Origin of the sequence: Ectorhizobium quercum, assembly GCF_026552795.1 — a bacterium.
Lineage (GTDB): Bacteria > Pseudomonadota > Alphaproteobacteria > Rhizobiales > Rhizobiaceae > Ectorhizobium > Ectorhizobium quercum.
The window spans coordinates 222,488-246,413 of the sequence record NZ_JANFPI010000005.1; the positions used below are offsets into that span (position 1 = coordinate 222,488).

Annotated in this window: 19 protein-coding genes; 6 read left to right on the forward strand and 13 right to left on the reverse strand. The window is 66.5% G+C overall.

The window, feature by feature from the left end:
- Positions 1–57 precede the first annotated feature (57 nt).
- Positions 58–585, reverse strand: a complete 528-nt coding sequence (locus tag NOF55_RS16165; protein WP_306410060.1) for a PRC-barrel domain-containing protein — start codon at positions 583–585, stop codon at positions 58–60.
- Between the two features lie 474 nt (positions 586–1,059).
- Here NOF55_RS16165 and NOF55_RS16170 point away from each other — a divergent pair, with 474 nt between their 5' ends.
- From NOF55_RS16170 to NOF55_RS16180, 3 genes are all read left to right on the forward strand, one after another.
- Positions 1,060–1,770, forward strand: coding sequence for a LuxR family transcriptional regulator (locus NOF55_RS16170; RefSeq protein ID WP_306410059.1), 711 nt, complete (start codon positions 1,060–1,062; stop codon positions 1,768–1,770).
- Positions 1,771–2,189: 419 nt separating this feature from the next.
- On the forward strand, positions 2,190–3,323 hold the full coding sequence (gene apbC / locus NOF55_RS16175; RefSeq protein WP_306410058.1) for an iron-sulfur cluster carrier protein ApbC: 1,134 nt from the start codon (positions 2,190–2,192) through the stop codon (positions 3,321–3,323).
- Between the two features lie 339 nt (positions 3,324–3,662).
- Positions 3,663–5,567 carry a potassium transporter Kup gene (locus tag NOF55_RS16180; RefSeq protein WP_306410057.1) on the forward strand — a complete coding sequence of 635 codons (1,905 nt, stop codon included), beginning with the start codon at positions 3,663–3,665 and terminating at the stop codon, positions 5,565–5,567.
- Positions 5,568–5,594: 27 nt separating this feature from the next.
- Here the strand turns inward: NOF55_RS16180 and NOF55_RS16185 are convergent, their stop codons facing one another.
- Positions 5,595–7,211 carry a response regulator gene (locus NOF55_RS16185; RefSeq protein WP_306410056.1) on the reverse strand — a complete coding sequence of 539 codons (1,617 nt, stop codon included), beginning with the start codon at positions 7,209–7,211 and terminating at the stop codon, positions 5,595–5,597.
- Between the two features lie 381 nt (positions 7,212–7,592).
- Here NOF55_RS16185 and mutL point away from each other — a divergent pair, with 381 nt between their 5' ends.
- Entirely contained in the window at positions 7,593–9,401 is a 1,809-nt protein-coding gene (gene mutL / locus NOF55_RS16190; protein WP_306410055.1) for a DNA mismatch repair endonuclease MutL, read from the forward strand.
- A gap of 87 nt (positions 9,402–9,488) precedes the next feature.
- Positions 9,489–9,716: a DUF2093 domain-containing protein gene (locus NOF55_RS16195; RefSeq protein ID WP_306410054.1), complete on the forward strand. Its 228-nt coding sequence runs from the start codon at positions 9,489–9,491 to the stop codon at positions 9,714–9,716.
- Between the two features lie 31 nt (positions 9,717–9,747).
- Here NOF55_RS16195 and lpxK read toward each other — a convergent pair whose 3' ends face one another.
- The 8 genes from lpxK to NOF55_RS16235 all read right to left on the reverse strand — a co-directional run bounded on the left by lpxK (position 9,748) and on the right by NOF55_RS16235 (position 18,077).
- Positions 9,748–10,776, reverse strand: a complete 1,029-nt coding sequence (lpxK, locus tag NOF55_RS16200; RefSeq protein ID WP_306410053.1) for a tetraacyldisaccharide 4'-kinase — start codon at positions 10,774–10,776, stop codon at positions 9,748–9,750.
- Between the two features lie 52 nt (positions 10,777–10,828).
- Complete coding sequence (gene waaA, locus NOF55_RS16205) at positions 10,829–12,148, reverse strand: lipid IV(A) 3-deoxy-D-manno-octulosonic acid transferase (RefSeq protein ID WP_306410052.1); 1,320 nt, start codon at positions 12,146–12,148, stop codon at positions 10,829–10,831.
- Between the two features lie 186 nt (positions 12,149–12,334).
- Positions 12,335–12,571, reverse strand: coding sequence for a DUF4170 domain-containing protein (locus NOF55_RS16210; protein ID WP_306410051.1), 237 nt, complete (start codon positions 12,569–12,571; stop codon positions 12,335–12,337).
- 60 nt (positions 12,572–12,631) lie between these two features.
- Positions 12,632–13,441, reverse strand: coding sequence for a 3'(2'),5'-bisphosphate nucleotidase CysQ (locus NOF55_RS16215; RefSeq protein WP_306410050.1), 810 nt, complete (start codon positions 13,439–13,441; stop codon positions 12,632–12,634).
- An 11-nt stretch (positions 13,442–13,452) separates the two neighbouring features.
- Positions 13,453–14,799: a TldD/PmbA family protein gene (locus NOF55_RS16220; protein WP_306410049.1), complete on the reverse strand. Its 1,347-nt coding sequence runs from the start codon at positions 14,797–14,799 to the stop codon at positions 13,453–13,455.
- Positions 14,800–14,909: 110 nt separating this feature from the next.
- Positions 14,910–15,779, reverse strand: a complete 870-nt coding sequence (locus NOF55_RS16225; protein WP_306410048.1) for a patatin-like phospholipase family protein — start codon at positions 15,777–15,779, stop codon at positions 14,910–14,912.
- Positions 15,780–15,794: 15 nt separating this feature from the next.
- On the reverse strand, positions 15,795–16,355 hold the full coding sequence (rsmD, locus tag NOF55_RS16230) for a 16S rRNA (guanine(966)-N(2))-methyltransferase RsmD (RefSeq protein ID WP_306410047.1): 561 nt from the start codon (positions 16,353–16,355) through the stop codon (positions 15,795–15,797).
- Between the two features lie 6 nt (positions 16,356–16,361).
- Positions 16,362–18,077 carry a pseudouridine synthase gene (locus tag NOF55_RS16235; protein ID WP_306410045.1) on the reverse strand — a complete coding sequence of 572 codons (1,716 nt, stop codon included), beginning with the start codon at positions 18,075–18,077 and terminating at the stop codon, positions 16,362–16,364.
- A 135-nt stretch (positions 18,078–18,212) separates the two neighbouring features.
- Here NOF55_RS16235 and NOF55_RS16240 point away from each other — a divergent pair, with 135 nt between their 5' ends.
- Complete coding sequence (locus NOF55_RS16240; protein ID WP_306410044.1) at positions 18,213–18,662, forward strand: nucleoside deaminase; 450 nt, start codon at positions 18,213–18,215, stop codon at positions 18,660–18,662.
- Positions 18,663–18,687: 25 nt separating this feature from the next.
- On the opposite strand, the gene NOF55_RS16245 is transcribed toward NOF55_RS16240, so the two are convergent.
- From NOF55_RS16245 to NOF55_RS16255, 3 genes are all read right to left on the reverse strand, one after another.
- Positions 18,688–19,320 carry a hypothetical protein gene (locus NOF55_RS16245; RefSeq protein ID WP_306410043.1) on the reverse strand — a complete coding sequence of 211 codons (633 nt, stop codon included), beginning with the start codon at positions 19,318–19,320 and terminating at the stop codon, positions 18,688–18,690.
- A gap of 145 nt (positions 19,321–19,465) precedes the next feature.
- Positions 19,466–22,357 (reverse strand): isoleucine--tRNA ligase, encoded by a 2,892-nt coding sequence (ileS, locus tag NOF55_RS16250; protein ID WP_306410042.1) that lies wholly within the window; start codon positions 22,355–22,357, stop codon positions 19,466–19,468.
- 261 nt (positions 22,358–22,618) lie between these two features.
- On the reverse strand, positions 22,619–23,827 hold the full coding sequence (locus NOF55_RS16255) for a GGDEF domain-containing protein (RefSeq protein ID WP_306410041.1): 1,209 nt from the start codon (positions 23,825–23,827) through the stop codon (positions 22,619–22,621).
- Between the last annotated feature and the right edge of the window lie 99 nt (positions 23,828–23,926).

Here is a 23,926-nt window from a genome sequence, read left to right on the forward strand (position 1 = left end):
CCGGCGTCATGCCGGCCTTCCATCGTATCGACTTGGCGTGCGCCATGCCGATGGGGGTTACTGCGTCACCACGGCCTTGAATTCCGGTGCGGCCTGAAGCGTTTCCGCGGTTTCGAGCGTCGTCAGCTTCAGCGAACCGTTTTCCGGATCGCGAACGGCCTCGATGCTGTCGATCGGGACGGCGACATTCTTTTCGCCGATGCCGAGGAAACCACCCACGCCAATCACGGCGGCAACCACGCGCTGGTCGCCATCGAGAATCAGGTCCGTCACCTTGCCGATGCTCTCATCGGCGCTGTTGTGAACCGTCTGGCCGATATAGCTGGTGGCGGCGATCTGGCCCGGCTCCTGGCCGGTCAGGTAGCTGCCCGGCGTCTCCGTGGTCGTGGCCGCGGAATCGCCCGGGGTGGCCGGGGCGGACGGCATCACGTCAGGCACGGCGCCCGGCTGGGTCGGCGTGGCCGAGGGCGAGGTGTCTTCTGCCCCCTGCGAGGGCGCAGGCGTCATCTGGGCATAGGCAACCGGTGCAGCAGCAGCCGAGCCAAGCAGAATGGCGGTCGTCATCATTTTCAGGGTCTTGGACATCTCTTAATCTCCATGTTTCAAGTTCACCGAGGTGATTTGTCACCCTCCGGTCTCGACTGGATACAAGGGGGAAATGGCTGTCCGAGAGGATCGTTCCCAAAAAAATTTCTGCCCGAAGACGGAACCGGCATCGCATCCGGCGCAGATGGCGGGCGGCGGGAGAGAACGGTAGGGCCGGCGCAAATGGCCGCCAGCGGGGCCAGAAAGACCGGAAACCCCCAAGTTAACCGTAAAATACACGTCGCTGCTTGGCATTCGCGAACAAGTGCCTCACCCTTCGCCGCGCCCGCATGGCACCGTGCGTCCCGTCCCGTTTGCAGAAAACGGATTTGCCGGCCAGCCCGTCAGCGCAAACTCTGCCGCCCGCCCGTCGGCGGATACCGTCTCCCGTCGCCCGAGGGCAGCGACATCGCCGCCGGCCTCTTCTTTCCGAAGGCCAATCGACAAGCGAACGATTATAGAAGTGCGACCCTGATGGATTTCGCTGACGATAACGCTATCGCAGCACGGCTGGAGAAAGCGACGACGGAAATTTCCGGGCTGGAAACCCAGTTCGACGTTTTCCGTTTCCTGAAGCGCCTGACCGAAGACCGTCGGATGAAGGCATTCATGGTCATGGCCCGGCCGACGGAATTCTCGAGCGAGCTTTCGGCCTGCACGCTCATCACCAACTGGCCGACGGACCTTCTGAACCAGTACGATCGCAAGGAGCTGCTGCCGCACAGCCCGGTTTTCCGGCAGTTGCGCCAGTCCACGCGGCCTTTCCACTTCGACGCGCGGACCGCGGGCGAACACGGCGCGCTGTTCGAAAGCTTCGGCATGCGCCACGGGCTATGGTTCCCGGTGCATGGCTCCTTCGGCGCGCTCGGCGCCATCGCCTTTTCCGGCGAAACGCCGCCGAGGCCCCTCGACCTCGTGGAATTGTGCTGGATCAGCATCGCCGTCTACGACCAGCTTCAGAAAATCGAGCGCAGGGACACGCCGGCCCGCGAGCTGCTGACCGAGCGCGAGGTCGCCTGCCTGGTCTGGACCTCCGCCGGCAAGACCAGCGCGGAGATCGCCGAAATCCTCGGCCTCTCGGAACATACCGTCAATCACTACCTCAACCGCGCCACCCGCAAGCTCGACGCCGTGAACCGTGCCCAGGCGGTCGCCAAGGCCATGCGGCTCAATATCCTGAAGTAATGCGCGGAGAATATTTTTTGGTCATCGGCCCGATTTGAAGGTTTGCACCGCACAAAAACTAAGCAGTCAAGGGAACGACGACATACACTCATCAGAAGAAAGACAATAATATATTGATTCGAAACATTTTTTGACACACCCTCGAAACTGGCACGCATCCTGCATGTTAATCGGCAGGTCCAGAGGGGACGTCAACACGTATCCACCTAGAGATACGGACACCGAACCGCCGCTTTCGAGGGTGTATGATACGCCTGCCGGAAGCGGCGGTTCGTTTTTTGACCGCAGCCATACCGGCCCGGTCGCGGCGCCTTCCGCACAAATTTGCCATTGACGCATCCTGCCGTACCGTTACAGCTTGCCCGGACCGGCCCCCACCTCTGGCGGCGGCACAGTGCGAATGAGACAGGCAGAACGAAATGGCTGACATTACCAGCGACCAGGTGCGCGCGGCGCTTTCCCGAATCGCCATTCCCGGCTCGAAGGCCGACATCCTGACCGGCGGGCTCGTCTCGGACATCTTCATTTCCGACGGCAAGGTCTATTTCTCGATCACCGTGCCGGCGGAAAAGGCCCGCGAACTGGAACCATTGCGCATCGCCGCCGAAAACGCCGTCAAGGCGCTGCCGGGCGTGCGCGGCGCGGTGGTGGCGCTGACGGCGGACCGCAAGGCGGCCCCTGCCGGCGCCGCGCCCGCACGCCCGGCGCCGCCGGCCGCGCCCGCCCCGCATCGGCCCGCCGCTCCGGCAAAGCCCGGCATTCCCGGCATCGCCAGCATCATCGCCGTCGCCTCCGGCAAGGGCGGCGTCGGCAAGTCGACTACCGCGGTCAATCTGGCGCTCGCCCTGAAGGCGCACGGCCTGAAGGTCGGCATTCTCGACGCCGACATCTACGGCCCTTCCCTGCCCCGGCTGATGGGCATTTCGGGCCGGCCGCGCCAGATCGACGGCCGCATCATCGTGCCGATGGAGAATTACGGCCTCAAGGTCATGTCGATGGGCTTCCTGGTAGACGAGGAAGCGGCGATGATCTGGCGCGGGCCGATGGTGCAGTCGGCCCTCCTGCAAATGCTGCGCGAGGTGGCCTGGGGCGATCTCGACATTCTGGTGGTGGACATGCCGCCCGGCACCGGCGACGTCCAGCTCACGATGGCCCAGCAGGTTCCGCTGGCCGGCGCGGTCATCGTCTCGACGCCGCAGGACCTGGCGCTGCTCGACGCCCGCAAGGGCATCACCATGTTCAACAAGGTGCAGATCCCGGTGCTCGGCATCGTCGAGAACATGAGCTACTTCATCGCGCCGGACACCGGCCACCGCTACGATATCTTCGGCCACGGCGGCGCGCGGTCGGAAGCCGAACGCATCGGCGTGCCCTTCCTCGGCGAAGTGCCGCTCACCATGTCGATCCGCGCGCTTTCCGACGCCGGCACACCGGTGGTCGTCGCCGATCCGGAGGGCGAGCAGGCAAAGACCTACCTGGCGATCGCCGAGCGCGTTCAGGCCGCCCTTGCCGGCCGCAGGATCGCGCCGCCGCCGGCCATCGTCTTCGAATAGGCCCTTCCGGCAGGGGGCTTCCCTCGCCCCCGGAAAAGCCGTATGAATCCCGTCTGCCCGGGCAGACGCGGAGCTTCGAAACGCTTGACCATTGCCTATGGCGCGAGTGACGCCGCGATGCGGCCTCCTTGCGGGAAACCGCCACCCTCCCCTGCCGGCGCCGACACCGGTCTGCGCAGCCGTTTTCCTTTTCGTCTTTCGCCGGAAAGGCCGGCTCCGGCGCGGTCCGGCGGTTCGCGGAATCGCCCCGAACGCTCTCATTTCTCGTTTTTACGCATGTCCGGACGCACAACCGCGTTCCGCCCGCGCGCCGGACAAGCCCCAGGAGCCTGATCCTACATGCAGACACGCAATGCTTCTTCCGAGAACGGCGGCAAGGGCGACCTGCGCGCGTTTCTCGCGCTGGCGCTCGGTTCCGTCGGAATCGTCTACGGCGACATCGGCACGAGCCCGCTCTACGCCTTTCGCGAGGCGCTGAAGCCCATCTCCCACGACGGGCTGGTGCGCGAGGAGATCATCAGCCTCACCTCGCTGATCATCTGGTCGCTGACGATCATCGTCACCGTCAAATACGTTCTCCTGCTGCTTCGCGCCGACAATGCGGGCGAAGGCGGCACGCTGTCGCTTCTGGCGCTGCTGATGAAGAAGCATGCGCCCCACGGCACGCTGCTGATGGTGCTGGGCCTGATCGGCGCGGCCCTCTTCCTCGGCGACGCGATGATCACGCCGGCGCTCTCCGTGCTGTCCGCCGTCGAGGGCCTGAAGATCGTCTATCCGGCCACGGAGAGCTACATCGTGCCGATCGCGCTTGCGATCCTCGTCGGGCTGTTCGTGATGCAGTCGCGCGGCACCGGCGCGCTTGCCGCTTTCTTCGGCCCGATCACGGCGCTCTGGTTCATCGTCATGGCGCTCGGCGGCATCCTGCACATTTCCGACGACTACGGCATCCTGGCCGCCTTCAACCCGCTGCACGCCATCACCTTCATGATGACCGAAGGCTGGCTCGGCATCGTCGTCCTCGGCGCCGTCTTCCTGACCGTGACCGGCGCCGAGGCGCTCTATGCCGACCTCGGCCACTTCGGCCGCGCGCCGATCCAGCTCGCCTGGTTCGTGCTGGTCTTCCCCGCCCTGACGCTGAACTATCTCGGCCAGGGCGCGATGGTGCTGCGCCATCCCGAAGCGGTCTCCGATCCGTTCTTCCTGATGTTTCCCGAATGGAGCATCCTGCCGGTCGTCATCCTCGCGACCATCGCGACGGTGATCGCCAGCCAGGCCGTCATCACCGGGGCGTTCTCGCTGGTCAGCCAGGCGATCCATCTCGGCTTCCTGCCGCGCATGAGCATCCTCTTCACCTCGGAAACCAATACCGGGCAGATCTTCCTGCCGGCGGTCAACGCCCTGCTGATGGCCGGCGTGATGGGGCTGGTGCTGAGCTTCGGCAGTTCGGAAAAGCTCGCCACCGCCTACGGCATTTCCGTCACCGGGGCGATGGTGGTGACGACCGTGCTCTTCTTCCAGTTCCTGCGCACCGTCTGGCGCTGGCCGCGGTCTCTCGCCCTTCTGGCGCTCTCCCCGTTCATGGCGCTCGAACTGGTCTTCCTCGGCGCCAACATGTTCAAGATCCACGACGGCGGCTATATTCCGGTCCTGTTCGCCGGCGGCTTCACCGTTCTGATGGTGAGCTGGCGGCGCGGCACCGCCATCCTGATGGCGAAGACCCGCCGCACGGACGTGCCGCTGGAAAGCTTCGTCGCCACGCTGGAGCGCCCGGGCGAGAACGCCCCGACGCTGGTGCCCGGCACCGCGATCTTCCTGACCTCCGACCCGGAATACACGCCCGCCGCCCTGCTGCACAACCTCAAGCACAACCACGTCCTGCACAGCCGCAACGTCATCTTGACGATCCGCACGCTGAACGTTCCGCGCATCGGTGCGGAAGCGCCCTTCGTCATCGAGACGATATCGGAGCGATTCAGCCGCATCGAGCTGCGCTTCGGCTACATGGAAACCCAGAACGTGTCGCAGGCGCTCGGCCAGTTGCGCAAGAGCGGGCTGAAGTTCGACATCATGTCCACGTCCTTCTACCTTGGACGCCGCAAGCTGATGCCGGATCCGAAATCGGCCATGCCGCGCTGGCAGAACCGCCTGTTCATCGTGCTGGCCAACAATGCCGCCGACCCTTCCGACTATTTCCGCCTGCCGGCGAATCGCGTGGTGGAAATGGGCTCGCACGTCTTCGTCTGATCGAAGGACGGCGAAAGGCCGGCGCCGTCAGAGCGCGACGCCGGTCATGCCTTCCACGAAGAAGCGGCGGATGACGCCTTCGAGCATGTCTGGACTGATGGGCTTCATCATCACTTCGTCCATGCCGTCGAGCAGGCAGGTCTCACGGTCGCCATCGGTGGCGCGCGCCAGCACGCCGACGATCGGCACGCGGCCGCCGTCGACAGTCTCCTGCCGGCGGATGCGGCGCGCCACCTCGCCGCCCGGCATGTCGGGCAGGGTCGTGTCCAGAAGGACGATGCGCGGCGCATGCTCCTGCCACAGGCGCAGCGCCTCCTCGCCGCTGGTGGCGATGACGTGGGAATAGCCGAGCCCGTCCAGGATCTGGGAGAAGACAATGCGGTTGATGTCGTTATCCTCCACCACCAGCACGTCGAGCGAGGGGGCGGGCGGCTCGGGAACGGGCGGCTTGCCGGCAACGACATGCGCCGCCTCAAGCTCCTGCGGATCGGCCTTGCGCGCCTCGGCGTCGCGCGGCTTCAGCACGCGGGCGATGGAAAAGGCCAGTTCGTTGGCGATCTGCCAGCCATCCAGCGCCAGCGTCTCAACACCGTGACGTTCCGCCAGTTCGAGGCAGGCGACATCCATGTCGCTGTCCAGCACGATGAGATCGATATGCACATGGGACGAGCGGGCGACATCGAGAAACGCCGACAATTCCCGGCCGTTGCGCACGGAGCAGGAATCGAAGCCGAGCCGGGAGAGAACGCGCAGGGCGCGCGCTTCGAGGCCGCCGTCGGCGGTCACGAGCAGGATGCGCTGTCCCGGCAGGGCCTGGAGCGTTTGGTAATTAAGGGCGCGGACGGGCTGGCCGCCATTGCGCACCACCGCCGGCCCCTCGCTGGCGGGCGCCTCCGCCAGATCGGTGATATCCTGCGTGACGGTGACGAGGAAGGAACGGCCCGGCTTTCCGACCCGCCATTTCTGCGTGAAGAGAAGGGCATCATCGCCCGCGTCGTCCTTCACGCGCTCGGTGAAATGCAGCGGTGCGCCGGTATCCATGACCCGCCGGTCGCTGGCCTCGAAAGCCGCGGCCACATGCGGCGGCTGGATATCCCGGTCGGTGCGGCCGATGATGTCCTCCGGCTCGCGCCGGAAGAGCCTGCACATGGCGCGGTTGACGGCCGCGTAGGTGAGGTTGCGATCCTTGACCGAGATCGGGAACGGCAGGCTGTCGAGAATGTCCTCGGTCAGCTGCACCCGTTCCAGATCGATGCGCTGCTGGTTCTCGCGCTTCGTTTCCTCGCTGACGTCGCGGATCAGGCATATGCCGTAGCCCGTGGGCAGGCGGCGGGTGACATTGCGGACCCAGCGGTCCTGCCCGAAGCGCTCGACATTGTCGGACCGCTCCTTCCAGTGGCGGGCGATCTGGGCGGAAAGCCAGCCCTCGCGGCCGCCGGTCCGGTCGGGCGGCACGCCGTTAGCGAAGCATGCGCCGCTGTCGTAGACGGCGCCCAGAAAATCCCTGAGACGCCTGCCGGCGGAAAAGGCGCTGGCCGGCACCGGAAAGAACTGCTGGATGGAATGGCTGGCGAATACGAGCAGATCGTTTCGGTCATAGATCAGGATGGCGGCGGCGAGCCCTTCGCTGAGGGTCTCAAGCACTGCCGTCTGAATGCTCGCGTCGCAGGACGCAACATTCTCCATCGCTCCCCCTTTTTCGAATGTACGAGGGCGAGACCGTCGATACATCCTCGTCCCTCAAACGGAGGGTCGGCCCGGACGCCGGCCGTGGCGGACGGGTCAGGGCGCAATTGCCGCGATCATGCCGGGGAAAGATGCTGAACAGGATCGTGCCTGGAGGTGACGGACCGGCCTGCCGTCATCGCACATCGGATCGAAAACCGAATTCCCGTGTCATTTCAGACCGGCCGACCGTAGAAAATTTGTCTTAAATTGACATTAATAAAGCGCGACTTGCACATTTCCCCGTCAAAAAAGAGCGCCCGCCTTTTCATGGCCGCGCGAATCCGGGAAAATGGTTCCATGAACATCCATCTCCTTCCCGAAACGCTCATCAACCAGATCGCCGCCGGCGAGGTCATCGAACGCCCCGCGAGCGCCGCGAAGGAGCTGATCGAGAACGCCATCGACGCCGGTGCCTCGCGAATCGAGATCGCCACCGCCGGCGGCGGCAAGGCGTTGCTGCGCGTGACCGACAACGGCGCGGGCATGGACGAACGCGACCTGGCGCTGGCCGTGCAGCGGCATTGCACCTCGAAGATCGCCACCCACCTCGACGACATCCGCACGCTCGGCTTTCGCGGCGAGGCCCTGCCCTCCATCGGCTCTGTGGCCAAGCTGACCATCACCAGCCGTCCGCCGGGCGCGGCGACCGGCGCGTCCGTCACCGTCGCCGGCGGTTCGGTCTCGGACGTTCGCCCCGCCCCGGCCAATCCGGGCACGGTGGTCGAGGTGCGCGACCTTTTCTACGCCACGCCGGCGCGGCTGAAATTCCTGAAGACCGAACGGGCCGAAGCGGGGGCGATCACCGAAATCGTCAAGCGCATGGCCATCGCCTTTCCCGCCATCCGCTTCGTACTGTCCGGCACCGACCGGCAGACACTGGAATTTCCGGCCACCGGCGCCGACAGGCTGGCCCGGATCGCGCAGGTTCTCGGCGAGGATTTCCGCGACAACGCCATCGAGATCGACGCCGAACGCGAGGGCGTGAGCCTGACCGGCCACGCCGGGCTGCCGACCTTCAACCGGGGCAATTCCGCCCATCAATACGCTTTCGTCAACGGCCGGCCGGTGGCCGACAAGCTCATCATGTCGGCGCTGCGGGCGGCCTATGCCGAGACCATCCCGCAGGGGCGCTATCCGGTCGCCGTGCTGTCGCTGGCGCTCGATCCGGCCCTGGTGGACGTTAACGTCCATCCGGCCAAGTCGGACGTGCGCTTCCGCGATCCCGGCCTGATCCGCGGCCTGATCATCGGCGCGATCCGCGAGGCGCTCCAGCGCGAGGGCGACCGCGCCTCGACGCGCGGCGCCAGCCACATGCTCTCCTCGTTCCGGCCGGGTTTCTCGCCGCGCCACACCGCCCCGGCGCAGCGCTGGGCGCCGGCCGCCTCGCCGTCCCGCCCTCTGGACTTCGTCACTGCGGCGCCCCTGCGCCAGAACAGCTTCGACGGGCTTTCGGAGCCTTCGGCCCGGATGGAACCCGGCGAGGCACCGGCTCCCGCACCGGCCGCGAAGACGGAGGAGGCGCAGGCCTTTCCGCTGGGGGCGGCCCGCGCCCAGGTCCATGAAAACTACATCGTCGCCCAGACGGCGGACGGGCTGGTGATCGTCGACCAGCACGCCGCCCACGAACGGCTCGTCTTCGAGGCCCTGCGCAAGGGGCTCGCCGACCGGCGCGTGCCATCGCAGGCGCTTCTCATTCCCGAAATCGTCGACCTGCCGGAAGAGGATTGCGACCGGCTGATGGACCATGCCGAAGAGTTCGACCGCATGGGCCTCGCCATCGAGCGCTTCGGGCCGGGCGCCATCGCCGTTCGCGAGACGCCCGCCATGCTGGGCGAGACGGATGCGACGGGGCTGGTGCGCCAGCTCGCCGACGAGATCGCGGAATGGGACGCAGCGGCGACGCTCGGCGGAAAGCTGGATTACGTCGCCGCGACGATGGCCTGCCACGGCTCGGTGCGCTCCGGGCGCCGGCTGCGGCCTGAGGAAATGAACGCGCTCCTGCGCCAGATGGAAGCCACGCCCGGTTCCGGCCAGTGCAATCACGGACGCCCCACCTACATCGAGCTGAAGCTCGCCGATATCGAGCGGCTGTTCGGGCGCGCATGAGGCGACGAGAGCATGGCGGGGACAAAAATGGCTGGCAATCGGCTTCTGGCGGCGTTATTGCAAAGGGGTAAACGCAGGAGACAGCGCATGAACCGGATCGACGTGGGAGGCCCGAGGGAAGCCAGGGTGAAGTATCTGGACGGCGATTTCCAGATCGTCACGCATGGCAACTACGTGGTCTGCGCGATCACCGGCAAACACATTCCGCTGGACGAGCTGCGCTACTGGAGCGTGGCCCGGCAGGAAGCCTATGCCGACGCCAAGGCCTCCTTCGAGGCCGAAAAACGCGCCGGAGCGCTTCCCGTCCAGAACTGACTCTTCCCGCGCCGAAACACTTCCGCTTTTTTCATGGCGCGCGAAGACGCGCCTTTCCGGCGTCCATCGCCGCCGCGACGATCTTTTGCGGCGCCTGCGGGTCCGCGAAGGCCATTTTCACCTTAACGACGCGGGTAGCGGCCAGAAGCTCCGCCGCCAGCCCGTCGCGGCCCGCCAGCCGGGCGGCATCCTTGGCCGTGGTCACGAGCTTCAGCCCCCGCGACGCGGCATCGCGCAGCAGGGCGCCGATCTCCACGTCCGACAATGGCGCGTGATCGGCGAAATCGCGCCGTTCCGCGACCTCCGCCCCGAGGCCTTCCAGCGTGCGCTGGAACTTCGCGGGGTCGGCTATGCCGGCGAAGGCAAGCACGCGCGCGCCGCGCAGGTCTTCGGCCGGCTCCGGTTCGAGCGCGGCCGAAAAAACCGGCTTGCCGCATGCCAAGAAATCCGAGGCGAGGGACGCGCATGCCTCCCCCTCGCCGACCGCAAGCAGCGCGGAGGCCGCCGCCGCCTGAATGGAAAGCGGTGCGCGCAGCGGCCCGGCCGGAAAGCCGAGGCCGTTGCCGACGCCACGCCGGGCATCGGCGACGATCAGCGCGAAATCGATGGCGATGCGGGCGCTCTGGAAACCGTCGTCCATGATGATGAGATCGACGCCCTGCCCGGCGAGCAGCCGCGCACCGTCCACACGCTTGCGCGACACCGCGGTGACGGCACTGCGCGCCAGAAGGAGCGGCTCGTCCCCCACCAGGGCCGCCGTGTGGCGGGCGGGATCGACCAGAACGCCACCGCCCAGCGAACCGCCATAGCCGCGCGACAGAAAGCCGGGAACCAGCCCTCTTGCCCTGGCCGCCTCGGCGAGCGCCAGCGCCGTGGGCGTCTTGCCTGCGCCGCCGAGCGTGAAATTGCCGACGCACAGCACCGGGACGGAGGCCGCGAAGCCCGCGGCGCGGCGCATCCGGCGTCCGGACACGAAACCGTAGAGGAGCGACAGTGGCCAGAGGGCCAGCGCCTGCCAGCCGGGAGGCTTCCACCAGAAGGACGGGGTTCCGGCCATCATCGCCGGTGCCTCGCGCCTGCCCCGCCCACGGCAAAAGCCGCCGCAAAGCCCGTCACTGGGCCGCGGCCCTCGGCTCCAGCCGCGCCTTCATCGCCAGCGGATTGATATAGGGTTCGAGCGCGCGAAGCGTGGCCGACAGCGCGCCGCGCATGTCCTGCACCGTCGCCTGGCTGGCATCGATCATGCGCAGGCGGGCCATGTCGTTGGTCAGGAGGTAATGCACCGCCTTGGCCAGAACCTCGACATCCTTGACGATGCGCGCGCCGCCATTGCGCACCAGCTTCTGATAGGCCTCGCGGAAATTCTCGACATGCGGACCGGACAGGATCGCGCAGCCGAGGGCTGCCGGCTCCATCGGGTTCTGCCCGCCGGTCTCCGTCATCAGCGAACGGCCGACGAAGACGAGATCGGTCAGGCGCAGGTAGAGCCCCATTTCGCCGATCGTATCGCCGAGGAAGACATCCGTTTCGGCGGTGATGACGTCGCCGCGGCTGCGGCGCGCCACCTTCAGTTCCTTCTCCACCAACATGGCCTCGATGGCGTCTGCCCTTTCCGGGTGACGCGGCACGATGATGGTGAGCTGGTCGTTATGGGCCTTCAGCGCGCGATGCACCATAGCGGCCGCCTTCTCCTCGCCCTCGAAGGTCGAGGTCGCGGCCCAGGTCTTGCGCTGGCCAATCTGGCGGCGGTACTTTTGCAGTTCCCCCTCGTCGACCGGCAGGGGATCGCTGTCGCCCTTCAGGTTTCCGGATACGACGACCGGCCACGCCCCGAGATCGCGATAGCGCTCGCCGTCCAGATCGGACTGGGCCACCACCAGCGAGAGCTTCGAGAAGAGCAATTCGGCCATCGGCTGATGGCGGCTCCAGCGGGCGAAGGAGCGGTCCGACAGGCGGGCATTGACGCGCACCTGGGCGATATGGCGGGCTTCCAGTTCGGCCATCGTCGCCGGCCAGATCTCCGATTCCGCCGTCAGCGCCACATCCGGGTGCCAGTAATCGAGAAAACGGGAAACCGCCGGCTTGAGGTCGAGGGGCGCATATTGATGGATCACATCGCCTCCGAGGCGCTCGGCGGCGATCCGGGCGGAGGTGATCGTGCCGGTCGTCAGAAGCACGGCGATATCGAGACGACGCAGTTCGCGAACCAGAGCGATGACCGACAGCATTTCGCCCACGCTCGCGGCGTGAATCCAGATCAGCGGCCCCTGCGGACGGGCAACGCCGGCATAGCCGAACCGCTCGGACTTGCGCCTGCGGTCTTCCTTGCCCTTGGCGGCGCGCCAGAGAAGATAGGGCGAGACGACGGGATAGGCGCAGACACCGAGTCCCCGGTAGGTCATCAGCGCGACACGAGCCAGACCGTTCATCACAGGCCTCTCCCGGGGCGGATGCGATCCGCCTGCTCCAATGCCGTCCGGCCGACCGGGAAAGGCGCCGCTGCCATCACCGAAATATCCCTTTCCTCTCCATCTGAACTGTGCGCGGGAAAGCATATGTTGATGCCCCCGGAATACGTCGAAATTGAAGCGGCGCGCAAGCTGCGCAGACGTGTGACGTCAGTTCTTTTCCGGCGTCAGCAACTTGTGCATGTGAACGATGAAGTAGCGCATGTGCGCGTTGTCGACCGTCTGCTGCGCCTTGGCCTTCCAGGCGGTCAGGGCGCTGGCGTAATCCGGGAAGATTCCGACGATGTCGAGAGCGGTGAGATCCTTGAACTCGACCTCTTCGAGATGTTCCAGCTCGCCGCCGAACACCAGATGGAGCAGTTGCTTCTTGTTATCGCCTTGCGTCATCTCTCAGTCTCTTCCATTGGCTGATTTCATTCTTTCATCTGCTGGATTCCGGGCCAAACGTCAACCTTCGCGAGGCCAGGAAAAATGCCGCAGCAGAGGGCCGATCAATGGCGCTGCCGCGGCGCAGAGGAATCCGTGGGAAACGTCGGGCCGATTGTAGGCGATGGCCTCGCCGTTGCAATCGCAAAGCGCGCCGCCGGCGGCCTCGAGCACAAGTTCCGCCGCCGCCAGATCCCAGTCCTGGGCGTCCGGCCTGACGAGCGTCGCGTCCAGCCGCCCGTCGGCCACCATCGCCAGCCGGTAGGCGAGCGAAGGCACGTGCGGGGCACGCTCGATCCGCGCGGCGAAGCCGCTTTCGAAAAGGCCGAGCATGTCCTTGCCGCAGGCCAGCCGGAGCGGCCCGTCCGGCCGCACCGCATTGACCGAAATGGCAGCGCCGTTCCTGAGGGCCGGCCCGCCGGCCACCGCCGTGAACTCCTCCTCCATGACCGGCGCATAGAGAACGCCCGCGACCGGCCGCCCGCGATGGACGACGGCAGCGCTGACGACCCAGGTCGGCTCGCCGGCGATGAAGGCCCGCGTTCCGTCGATCGGATCGATGACGAACAGCGTTTCGTGCGAGAGCCTCGAGGCGTCGTCGTCGCTTTCCTCGGAAAGCCAGCCGTAATCCGGCCGCGCCGGCCGCAGCCGGTCGGCGAGAATGCGGTTGGCGGCGAAATCGGCCTCGGTCACGGGCGAGCGCCCGCCGTTCTTCCAGGAGACGTGCGGGTCGTTGCGGAAAAAGCCCATGACGGCGCGGCCTGCCTCGCGTGCCGCCGCGCGCAGCAATTCAAGGTCGTCCGCCCACGGTTCCGCCGGCGTCTGGCGCATCCCGGCCATCGTCAGCGGCCCGCCAGCGTCATGCCCTCGATGGCAAGCGTCGGCGAGGCGACGCCGAAGGACCGGTCGATATCGTCGGCCGGCGTCACCCGCATGAACATGTCCTTGAGGTTCGAGGCGATGGTGATTTCGGAAACCGGAACGGTCAGTTCGCCGTTCTCGATCAGGAAGCCCGAGGCGCCGCGGCTGTATTCGCCGGTGATCATGTCGACGCCATGCCCGATCAGTTCGGTCACATAGATGCCGTTGCCGACCGAACGGATCAGGTCCTGCGGCGAGACCGTGCCGGGCTCCAGCGCCAGGTTGGTGGAGCCGGGCGAGACCTGATTGCCGCCGCGCACGCCGCGCCCGTTGGTGGTCAGGCCAAGCTCGCGGGCCGTGGAGGTCGACAGGAACCAGTGCTTCAGCACACCGTCCTCGATCATCGTCAGCTTCTCGCCCTTCACGCCCTCGCCGTCGAAGGGGCGCGAGGAGGAACCCCGCCGGATCTGCGGATCGTCGGTGATGGAAAGACCGCTCTTCAGCACCTGCTGGCCCATCCTGTCGCGCAGGAACGAGGTCTTGCGGGCCACCGCCGCGCCGTTGATCGCCCCGGCGATATGGCCGACGAAGCCGCGCGCCACGCGCGGATCGAAGACGACCGTGACGTCCGAGGCGGTATCGGGACGCTGCGGGTTCAGGCGTCTTACCGCGCGCTCGCCGGCAACCGTGCCGATATCGGCGGCACCCCGAAGGGCGCCGAAATAGAGGCTGGAATCGAAATCGTAATCGCGCTCCATGCCGGTGCCCTCGCCGGCGATGGCGCTGACGGAACGGCTGAAGCGCGTGGCCATGTAGCTGCCGGAAAAGCCGTGCGAGGTGACGAGGACGAGACCGCCCATGCCGGCGCCGGCCGAGGCGCCGCCGCTGTTGGCCACGCCCTGGACGGCAAGGGCGGCCGCTTCCGCCTCCAGCGCCGCGGCCGTCAGTTCCTCGGCGGAAACCACCGTCGGGTCGAAAAGATCGAGATCGGCGATATCGCGGGCGAGTGCCGCCGCGTCGGCAAGCGTCGCGAACGGATCTTCCGGCGAAACCCTGGCCATCGCGACGGCCCGTTCGGCCAGCGCCTTCAGGTCGAAGCCGGGATTGGCGGAAACGCTCGCTACCCGGTTGCCGACGAAGACGCGCAACGAGAAATCGTCGCTTTCCGACGATTCCGTGCCCTCGACCTTGCCGAGGCGAACGGTGACGCCGGTCGAGCGGGACCGCACGATAACGGCGTCCGCCTTGTCCGCACCGGCTTTCAGGGCAAGCTCGACGAGCGCGCCGGCACGGTCGGTCAGGGTTGCGGCATTGATCGTATCGGTCATCACGTCGGCCTTTCGTTTTCTTTCATTTATTGCCGGACGGCGGCGTCATCAAGCCGGGGGAACCGGCAATCGTGCGGCACGGCACGACACTTTGACGTGACAGGCCGGCCTCACGCCCGGATGCGCGCCTCAATCACCCGGTCCAGTTCGCGCTTCAGTTCGTCGCGAACGCTGGCGGTGGCTTCCAGCACTTCCTCGACCTTGAGGAAATCCAGCACCTTGAACCGATTGACGGGCGGGCGCAGGAAGATGTGCGGCGGCGCGATCCTGAGCTTCAGGGCCACATTCGCCTGCATCATCAACTGGCTGGCGCCGAACAGGCTGTCGATGCGGTTCGGCACATGGGTGCCGTCGCCCTCCGGCGCCCCGACGACGTCGACGCCGATGACGATGTCGGCCTCGTCCATCAGCGGCTCGTAGGGGATCGGGTTGAAGATGCCGCCATCGATCAGCACGCGTCCGTGGATGCGCACGGGCATGAACAGCGCCGGCAGCGCCGCCGAGGCGGCGATCGCCGGGCGCAGCGGGCCGGTTTCGATCAGGGTGCCGCACTGGCCGTAGTAATCGGTCGCGACGATCTTCAGCGGCAGGACGAGATCCTTGAAATCGTCGGGGATCGCTTCCGGCAGGAAGGCTTTCAGAATCCGTTCCAGATTGAACTGGCCGAGCCGGAAACCGCCCAGCGCATCGCGCATGTTGTCGGGCCGGATGCTCCACAGCCTCGAGAAGACCAGGCCGCTGTTGCCGAGCGTCTCCACCGCATAGTCGCGGATCTCGCGGCCCGACATGCCGGCGGCGAGGCCTGCGCCCATGATCGCGCCGATCGACGCGCCCGCCACGGCGACGGGTTTCAGCCCCAGTTCGTCGAGCACCTCGATGACATGAATGTGGGCCAGCCCGCGCGCGCCGCCGCCGCCGAAGGCCACGGCGATAGTCGGGGTGGAGGAGGAAACGACAGCAGGCAGGTTCTGGTTCGTCATGCCCGGACTTTCACGTCATGCCGGCTGATAGCGGTAGAAATGCATTTTCGTATCGCCGAAGGTGCGGGTTTCGAGCCGCTGGAAGGCATTATACACCTGCGGCTCGACATCGGCACGCTCCTCGAGAATGGCGAGCGCGCCGGGCACGAGCCAGCCGCCCTCATGGGCGGCGCGCAGCGCCTGCTCGCCCAGCCCCTTGCCATAGGGCGGATCGGCGAACATCAGGTGGAACGGCTCCAGATTGCCCAGCGAGCCGAGGCGGGTGGCGTCGCGGCGCAGGATACGGGTGCGCCCGTGCAGGCCGAAGGCATCGATATTCTCCCACAGGAGCGCCCTGCCCTCGACGCCGCTTTCCACGAACAGCGCATGGCGGCAGCCGCGCGAGAGCGCCTCCAGCCCCACTGCGCCGGTGCCGGCGAAAGCGTCGATCATCCTCGTGCCGTCGAGGGCCTCCGGATAGGCGTGGGTGAGAATGTTGAACAGGCTTTCGCGCGTCCGGTCGACGGTCGGCCGGATGGCGCTGGACTTCGGGGTCGCCAGGGTGCGCCCCCGGAATTCTCCACCTACGATCCGCACTGTGCCTTACCCCTTCCTGCCTCGCCCGCCGGGCTTGCCGCCCTTGCCGGCGAACGGCTTGCTGCCGCCGGCGCCGCGGGGTTTTCCGCCAAACGGCTTGCCGCCGCCGTCTCCTCGCGGTTTTCCGCCGAAGGACTTCGCGCCGCGCGGCTTGTCCGCGAAAGGCTTCTCGCCGCGTTCACCGCGTTCCGGGCGGCCCTCGCCGGCCGGACGGGCCGGCTTGCCCGCAAAGCCGCGCTTTCCGCCGGCATCCTTGCGGCCGGACGGCCTGTCGTCATCGCGCCCGCGGCCGGCAGGAGCCTCGCTGGCACTGATCCATTCATTCTCCTCGCCGGAGCGACGGATGGTCGAGGCGACAGACGGCTTGTCGGAAACCGGGCGATAGGGTGCGGCTTCCGGGCGCGACTTGCCGGGCCGAGCCGCCTGCTTCGGGCCGACCGGGCGGGCGCCGGGCGCCATCCAGATGTTGGCCGTGCGGCTCGAACCGGGTTTCGCGCGCTTCGGGCGCTCGCCGTCGTCGTCGAAATCGCGGCGCGGCTTGTCGAAGCCGCGGGCGGGCCTGTCGGCTCCCCTGTCGTCGCGCCCCTTGCCGCCGCGGTCTTTTTCGAAGGGCCTGCCCTCCTTGCGCGGCCCGGCCTTGGCATCCGGCCTGTCGGCGCGGCGGGCCGGCGCGGCCGGCGCCTCGCCATCCTCGTCGTCATCGATGGAAACGGTGAAGATCGGCGCATCGAAATTCGCGCCCGATTCCTCGATGAGGCGCGGGCCGAGCTGGTCGCGCAGCGTGCGGCCGCGCACCTCGACCACCGCGCCTTCCGGCAGGTCGCCGAGCTGGAACGGACCGTAGGACAGGCGGATGAGACGGTTCACCTCGAGCCCGAACGAGCCGAGCACGTTCTTGACCTCGCGGTTCTTGCCTTCGCGGAAGGCCATCGTGATCCAGACATTGCCGCCCTGCACGCGGTCGAGCGTCGCCTCGATGCCGCCATAGAGCACGCCGTTGACGGCCACACCTTCCTTCAGCGCGTCGAGCTGGGCCTGCTCGACCTTGCCGTGGGCGCGCACGCGATAGCGGCGAAGCCAGCCGTTCTTCGGCAGTTCCAGCGTGCGGGCGAGACCGCCGTCATTGGTCAGCAGCAGCAGGCCTTCCGTATTGATGTCGAGCCGGCCGACGGACAGCACCCGCGGCAGTTCCGGCGGCAGGTTCTCGAACACGGTCGGGCGGCCTTCGGGATCGGAATTGGTCGTCACCAGACCGGAGGGCTTGTGATAGAGCCACAGCCGGGTACGCTCGGGGCCGCGGATGGCCTTGCCGTCCACCTCGATCGTGTCGTCGAAGGTGGCGTTGACCACCGGCGTGTCCAGCACCTTGCCGTTGACGCTGACGCGGCCTTCCATGATCATCCGCTCGACGTCGCGGCGCGAGGCGACGCCGGCGCGGGCGAGCAGCTTGGAAATGCGCTCCGGTTCGCCCGGTGCGGCCTCTACCGCCTTCTCGCGGACCGGCTTCGCCGCCTTTGCGGCAATGGCCTTGGCCGGGGCCTTGTCCTGAGCCCTGGCCGGGGCCTTGTCACGGGCGGGCTTGTCCGCGAAGCGGTCCTTGCCGTCCCTGCCAGCGCCGCCCCCGGCGAACTTGCCGCCGGACGCCCTGCCGCCGCCCTTGAACGCCTTGTTGCCGCCGGGGCGTTTTCCACCGGGTTTTCCAGATTTGTCGTTGAAGCTCATGTACCGTTTGCCTGAAGCTGGCGAAGGCCGGCCGGACAGGATCGTCCACGCCAGAAACCGCATCGCACTTTTTGGAAACATGCTCTATCAGGTGAGGCGTCCGGGGTTAAGAGGGTTTATCAGAGGAATTGCCGCATGGCCGCTCAAAATCGCTACATGGCCGTCGCCCTTGAAGAGGCGGAAGCCGCCGCCCGCCGAGGCGAGGTGCCGGTGGGGGCCGTGATCGCGCTCGACGGCGAAATCGTGGCGCGGGCCGGAAACCGCACCCGCGAGCTTGCCGACATCACCGCCCATGCCGAAATCCTGGCGATCCGCGCAGCATCGGCGCGACTCGGACAGGAGCGGCTGACCGGCGCCGATCTCTATGTGACGCTGGAGCCCTGCGCGATGTGCGCGGCGGCGATTTCCTTCGCCCGCATCCGCCGTCTCTATTACGGCGCCGCCGATCCGAAGGGCGGCGGGGTCGATCACGGCGGACGTTTCTATGCGCAACCGACCTGCCATCACGCGCCGGAGGTCTATTCCGGCATAGCCGAAACGGCGGCGGCGCAGATCCTCACCGATTTTTTCAGGAACAGGCGCTAAAGCATTTCCGACCGCGAAAGGGAACTCAGCGGAAGGGGTTCCACCAGCTCGTACTTTTCTCGCCGGACTGCGCTTCCTTCAGGCGGCGCTTTTCCTTCTGGGTCTCGGGCACGCCCAGATCGTCGATGCTCGCCGTCTCGGCGGGCTGGCGATAGGTCGGGGGCGGATCGCTCAGGTAGCGGCGGCGCTCGAGACCGGCCGCAGGGCTGGCGTCGGCCTTCGCCTTGCGGAACGCCTGCCAGCGCTGTTCCTCGGTGAGCGTGCCGGCCTGGCCGCGCCCGGCCAGCAACGGCGAACGGTAGTTCGGGTTGTCGGCATTGGCATCGGCCTCAGCCACCAGACGCCGGCGGGTTTCCTCTGGCGATTCCACCCAGTCGGGATTGTTGGTCCGGTCGTTGAGGGCCGTCTGCGGCGCGACGAGATTCGGCGCAGAACCCTGGGCCGGGGTGACGAGGCCGGGGCGCGGCGTGTATTTGGGCGCCGGCCCGTCGCTCTTGCGGCTCACCGCAACGACGGAACCCAGATCCGAGAAAAGCTGCTCCGTCGCGGTCTTGTCCGTGCCGTAGGTCGGCCCGCTGGCGCAACTGCCGAGCGCCAGGCACGCAGAGGCGATGCCCGCCGCATAAGCGCTTACCCGATACATATGCGTCTTGCTCATGAAACCCCTTCCGCCGACCGTCATGCGGCCCGAACAGCCTTTTGTCTTTCCATTGCGCGGCAATTCCGGCCAATTTCAGGCGGTGTTGTACCGGATGAAGCACCGAAGTGCAATTCATCCGGCACAATCCGGCCCAGACAGCCGGTCAGATCGCGACGCCGAGCGCCTTCAGTTCGCGCAGCGCCGCCGCGTCGCGCGCGGAAACATCCGGGAACTCCGGATCGGAGCCGACATCCGAGGTGATCTTCCACGAGCGGGCGCATTTAGTGCCTTCCGCCAGCTTCGGCTCGACGGAAACGCCCGTCACCTCCGCAAGCCGGAAGGCGTCCGCCGGGCCTTCGTCGCCGGTCACGGCGATTGCCGAGGTGATGCAGATTTCCGCGAAGTCCTGACCCTCCAGCGCGGCCAGAAGCGCCTTGTCGGCGACATGGACGACCGGCGCGGCCTCCAGCGAGGAGCCGATGCGCTTGTCCTTGCGCTCGATCTCGAGCGCGCCGGTGACGACCGAGCGGACCTTGCGGATCTTTTCCCACTTTTCGGCCAGCGCCGGGTCCAGCCATTCGGACGGAATGGCCGGGAACTGCTCCAGGTGGACCGAAACCGCATCCGGATGGCGCGACAGCCACGCTTCCTCCGTGGTGAACGGGATCATCGGCGCAAGCCAGGTGACGAGGCTTTCGAACAGCTTGCGGATGACGAACAGCGCCGAGCGCCGCTTCAGCGACGACGGCGCGTCACAATAAAGCGCATCCTTGCGGATATCGAAGTAGAAGGCAGACAGCTCGACATTCGAGAAGTCGATCAGCGCGCGGGCGATCCTCTTGAAGTCGAACGCGTCGTAGCCCTCGCGCACCAGCACGTCCAGTTCGGCCAGACGATGCAGGATGAGCCTTTCGAGTTCCGGCAGATCGGCATGGGCGATGTCCTCGCCCCTGTCGTGCGCCAGCGTGCCGAGCATCCAGCGGATCGTGTTGCGCAGCTTGCGATAGGCGTCGATGTTGGTCTGGATGATCGTCTTGCCCAGACGCTGGTCTTCCCAGTAATCCGTGGTCATGACCCACAGGCGCAGGATGTCGGCGCCCGATTCCTTCATCACGTCCTGGGGCGACACGACGTTGCCCTTGGACTTCGACATCTTCTCGCCCTTCTCGTCCATCGTGAAACCGTGCGTGATGACGGCATCGTAGGGCGCGCGGCCGCGCGTGGCCGCGCTTTCGAGCAGGGAGGAATGGAACCAGCCGCGATGCTGGTCGGACCCTTCGAGATAGACGTCGGCCGGCCACTTGAGGTCCGGGCGGTCCTCCAGCGTGAAGGAATGCGTGGAGCCCGAATCGAACCACACGTCGAGAATGTCGCGAACCTGCTTCCAGTCTTCGTTGGCGCGGCTTCCAAGGAAGCGCTCGCGTGCGCCATCGGCGAACCAGGCATCGGCCCCCTCGGCCTCGAAGGCGTCGAGGATGCGGGCGTTGACGGCCTCGTCCACGAGGATTTCGCCGTTGTCGTCGACGAAGACGGCGATCGGAACGCCCCAGGCGCGCTGGCGCGAGAGAACCCAGTCGGGCCGCGTCTCGATCATGGTGCGCAGGCGGTTCTGGCCGGCGGCGGGCACGAAGCGCGTTTCGTCGATGGCTTTCAGAGCGCGCGAGCGCAGCGTCGTGCCGTCGCCAAGCTCCTTGTCCATGTAGACGAACCATTGCGGCGTGTTGCGGAAGATGACCGGCTTCTTCGAGCGCCAGCTATGCGGATAGCTGTGCTTGAGGCGGCCGCGGGCGAACAGGTGGTTCTCGGCGATCAGCGCCTTGATCACCCGCTCGTTGGCATCGCCCTTCTTGCCGTTGTCGTCCATGACACGCGCGCCGTCGAAGCCGGGCGCATCCTTGGTGTAGAAGCCGGCATCGTCGACGGTGAAGGGGATCTTCGTGTCGATGCCGGCGGCGCGCAGCTTCGGCGCGGCATCCATCCACGCATCGAAGTCCTCGCGGCCGTGGCCCGGCGCGGTGTGGACGAAGCCCGTGCCGGCATCGTCGGTCACATGGTCGCCATCGAGCAACGGCACGGGGAAATCGTAGCCGAGGGTGGCGAGCGGATGGGCGGTGACGAGCGAGGACAGTTCCGCCGGATCGACATCACGGAGGAATTTCAGCGTCACCTTGGCCTTGGCGGCGCATTCGTCGGCAAGGCGGGTGGCGAAGATCAGCTTCTCGCCCGGCTGCGGGCCGAAATCGTTGACGGCGCTCTCGACCTCGTAGAGGCCGTAGGGATAGCGCGACGAAAAGGCGATGGCGCGGTTGCCGGGGATGGTCCAGGGCGTGGTTGTCCAGATGACGACATAGTTGCCCTTGAGATCGTCCGGGCCTTGCGTGACCGGGAACTTCACCCAGATCGTGTCGCTCTCGACGTCATGATATTCCACCTCGGCCTCGGCCAGCGCCGTGCGCTCGACGACGGACCACATGACCGGCTTGGAGCCGCGATAGAGCTGGCCGGAGCTGGCGATCTTCAGCAGTTCGCCGGCGATGCGCGCTTCCGCGTGGAAGGCCATCGTCGTGTAGGGATTGTCGAAATCGCCCTCGATGCCGAGCCGCTTGAACTCTTGCGCCTGCACGCCGATCCAGTGGGCGGCGAAGTCGCGGCATTCCTGACGGAATTCGTTGACCGGAACCTCGTCCTTGTTCTTGCCCTTCTCGCGGTATTTTTCCTCGATCTTCCATTCGATCGGCAGGCCGTGGCAGTCCCAGCCCGGGACGTAGTTGGCGTCGCGGCCGCGCATCTGGAACGAGCGGGTGATGACGTCCTTGAGGATCTTGTTCAGCGCGTGGCCGATATGGATGTGGCCGTTGGCATAGGGCGGGCCGTCATGCAGCACGAACTTGACGCGGCCCTGCGCGTTCTCGCGCAGCTTTCTGTAAAGGTCGATCTCCTGCCAGCGGGCCACCGTCTGCGGCTCCTTCTGCGGCAGGCCGGCGCGCATCGGAAAATCCGTCTGCGGCAGGTAAAGGGTGGAGGAATAGTCTTTCTTTTCAGGGGCGTCGGTCATGGTCTTGCCAATCGGATAGGGCGCTGGCCATCCAGCCGCCCGGAATACGGAATGCGTGAAAATCTCGATGCGCAGCCTCGGGCAGCGCGAAAATCCCGGACCTTCGGACGACCTTGCGGAAGTCGCCTCAGAAGGCCGGGCCCATAATTCGGGACGTGATCATCAACCGGTATCGGGTCATGGTTGCGGTTGTTTATGTGTTTTCGCCGCAAAAAGGAAGGGGGCGCGGCAAGGAAATGCTGCGCGGCGCCCGGCGGGTTCTCACCGCCGCGTGGCCGCCCCGAGCGCCGCCAGCGTGTCCTCGATGCAGCGTTGCAGCCAGGCCGCCGGCGCGTAGCCCTCGACGCGGTTGCGGCCGCCGTTCTTGGCCTGGTAGAGCGCGCTGTCGGCCTCGGCGATAGTCTGGTCCATGACCCAGTTGCCCGCCCTGAAGGCGCTGTGGCCGCAGGAGATCGTGACGGGGATGAGGCCGCCGCCCCGCGGCGAGACAACCTCCATCCGCTCGACATTTTTCCGCAGACGCTCGAGCAGGCCCTGCGTCGCGGCCGGATCGAAGTCGGGCAGGCAGATCGCGAACTCCTCGCCCCCGGTTCTGCCGAACACCGCCGTCTCCGGCAGCGTGGCCTGCGTGCAGCGGGCGAAGGCCCGCAGCGCATCGTCGCCGCCCCGATGGCCGTGCGCATCGTTGATCGCCTTGAAATGATCGAGGTCGATCACGGCCATCGAGCCGTCGCGATCGGCCAGACCGGCCACCGCCTCGTAGAAGGCGCGGCGGTTCAGGACGCCGGTCAGCATATCGCGGGTCGCGAGGTATCGCTGGCGCTCGGTCGCCCTTTCCAGCTTGAGGACGAGCACGACCACGTAGGTCGCGACATTGCAGATGACCAGCGGGATCGCGCAGACCTCCAGCCACGTGGCCTGCGGAACGCCATCGACGAAGCCGAGCGGGAAGAAATAGGCGAAGGGCGCAATGCAGAGGTTGCCGAGCGCGTAGATCGCCGTGATGACGATGGCCAGCATACGCGAGGGCAGCACTTCGCCCTGCTTGCCGCGCCAGACGACGAGCGACGTCATCAGCAGGTTGGCGCCGGAACCGAAATAGATCAGCCATACGCCGTCGGCCGCACCGCCGGTGACGAACATGGACAGGACGATGGCGCCGCTGGTCGCCAACGGAACTGCGATCGCCTCCGACCAGTGATAGGGAAGGCCGAAGAAGGCCTTGAAGCCGAGCAGAAGGCAGCCCATCGAGGCCATGTGGACGAAACCGCCGATATAGCCGGCGGCGTGATAGGACAGGGTGTTGCTGAGCGCCATGATGGCGTTGCCGACGACCATGAGCCAGGCTGCCAGCAGCCAGAACCTCATGTCGCTGCGGCCCTCGCTGCGGAACCAGCCGATCGTGACGGCTGCGACGGTACAATAATTGATCGCCGCAGAATAGAGAAAGACAGTCTTCAGTTCCAGCATCAAGCTCTCGCACCTGCAATATTGCGGATGCGAGGCAAACAATCAGAAAAGCGCCAACAAAGATTGAACGCCCTGGCCCGCGCCAAAGTCAATTTCGAA

Coding starts and splice junctions, on each gene's coding strand:
- NOF55_RS16225 (WP_306410048.1), bottom strand. CDS start 15,779: ATGACGAACCAGAACCTGCCTGCTGTCGTTTCCTCCTCCACCCCGACT.
- lpxK (WP_306410053.1), bottom strand. CDS start 10,776: ATGATGGCCGGAACCCCGTCCTTCTGGTGGAAGCCTCCCGGCTGGCAG.
- NOF55_RS16210 (WP_306410051.1), bottom strand. CDS start 12,571: ATGACGCAAGGCGATAACAAGAAGCAACTGCTCCATCTGGTGTTCGGC.
- mutL (WP_306410055.1), top strand. CDS start 7,593: ATGAACATCCATCTCCTTCCCGAAACGCTCATCAACCAGATCGCCGCC.
- NOF55_RS16240 (WP_306410044.1), top strand. CDS start 18,213: ATGGCCGCTCAAAATCGCTACATGGCCGTCGCCCTTGAAGAGGCGGAA.
- NOF55_RS16220 (WP_306410049.1), bottom strand. CDS start 14,799: ATGACCGATACGATCAATGCCGCAACCCTGACCGACCGTGCCGGCGCG.
- apbC (WP_306410058.1), top strand. CDS start 2,190: ATGGCTGACATTACCAGCGACCAGGTGCGCGCGGCGCTTTCCCGAATC.
- NOF55_RS16235 (WP_306410045.1), bottom strand. CDS start 18,077: ATGAGCTTCAACGACAAATCTGGAAAACCCGGTGGAAAACGCCCCGGC.
- ileS (WP_306410042.1), bottom strand. CDS start 22,357: ATGACCGACGCCCCTGAAAAGAAAGACTATTCCTCCACCCTTTACCTG.
- NOF55_RS16170 (WP_306410059.1), top strand. CDS start 1,060: ATGGATTTCGCTGACGATAACGCTATCGCAGCACGGCTGGAGAAAGCG.
- NOF55_RS16195 (WP_306410054.1), top strand. CDS start 9,489: ATGAACCGGATCGACGTGGGAGGCCCGAGGGAAGCCAGGGTGAAGTAT.
- NOF55_RS16255 (WP_306410041.1), bottom strand. CDS start 23,827: ATGCTGGAACTGAAGACTGTCTTTCTCTATTCTGCGGCGATCAATTAT.
- NOF55_RS16165 (WP_306410060.1), bottom strand. CDS start 585: ATGTCCAAGACCCTGAAAATGATGACGACCGCCATTCTGCTTGGCTCG.
- NOF55_RS16245 (WP_306410043.1), bottom strand. CDS start 19,320: ATGAGCAAGACGCATATGTATCGGGTAAGCGCTTATGCGGCGGGCATC.
- NOF55_RS16180 (WP_306410057.1), top strand. CDS start 3,663: ATGCAGACACGCAATGCTTCTTCCGAGAACGGCGGCAAGGGCGACCTG.
- NOF55_RS16215 (WP_306410050.1), bottom strand. CDS start 13,441: ATGCGCCAGACGCCGGCGGAACCGTGGGCGGACGACCTTGAATTGCTG.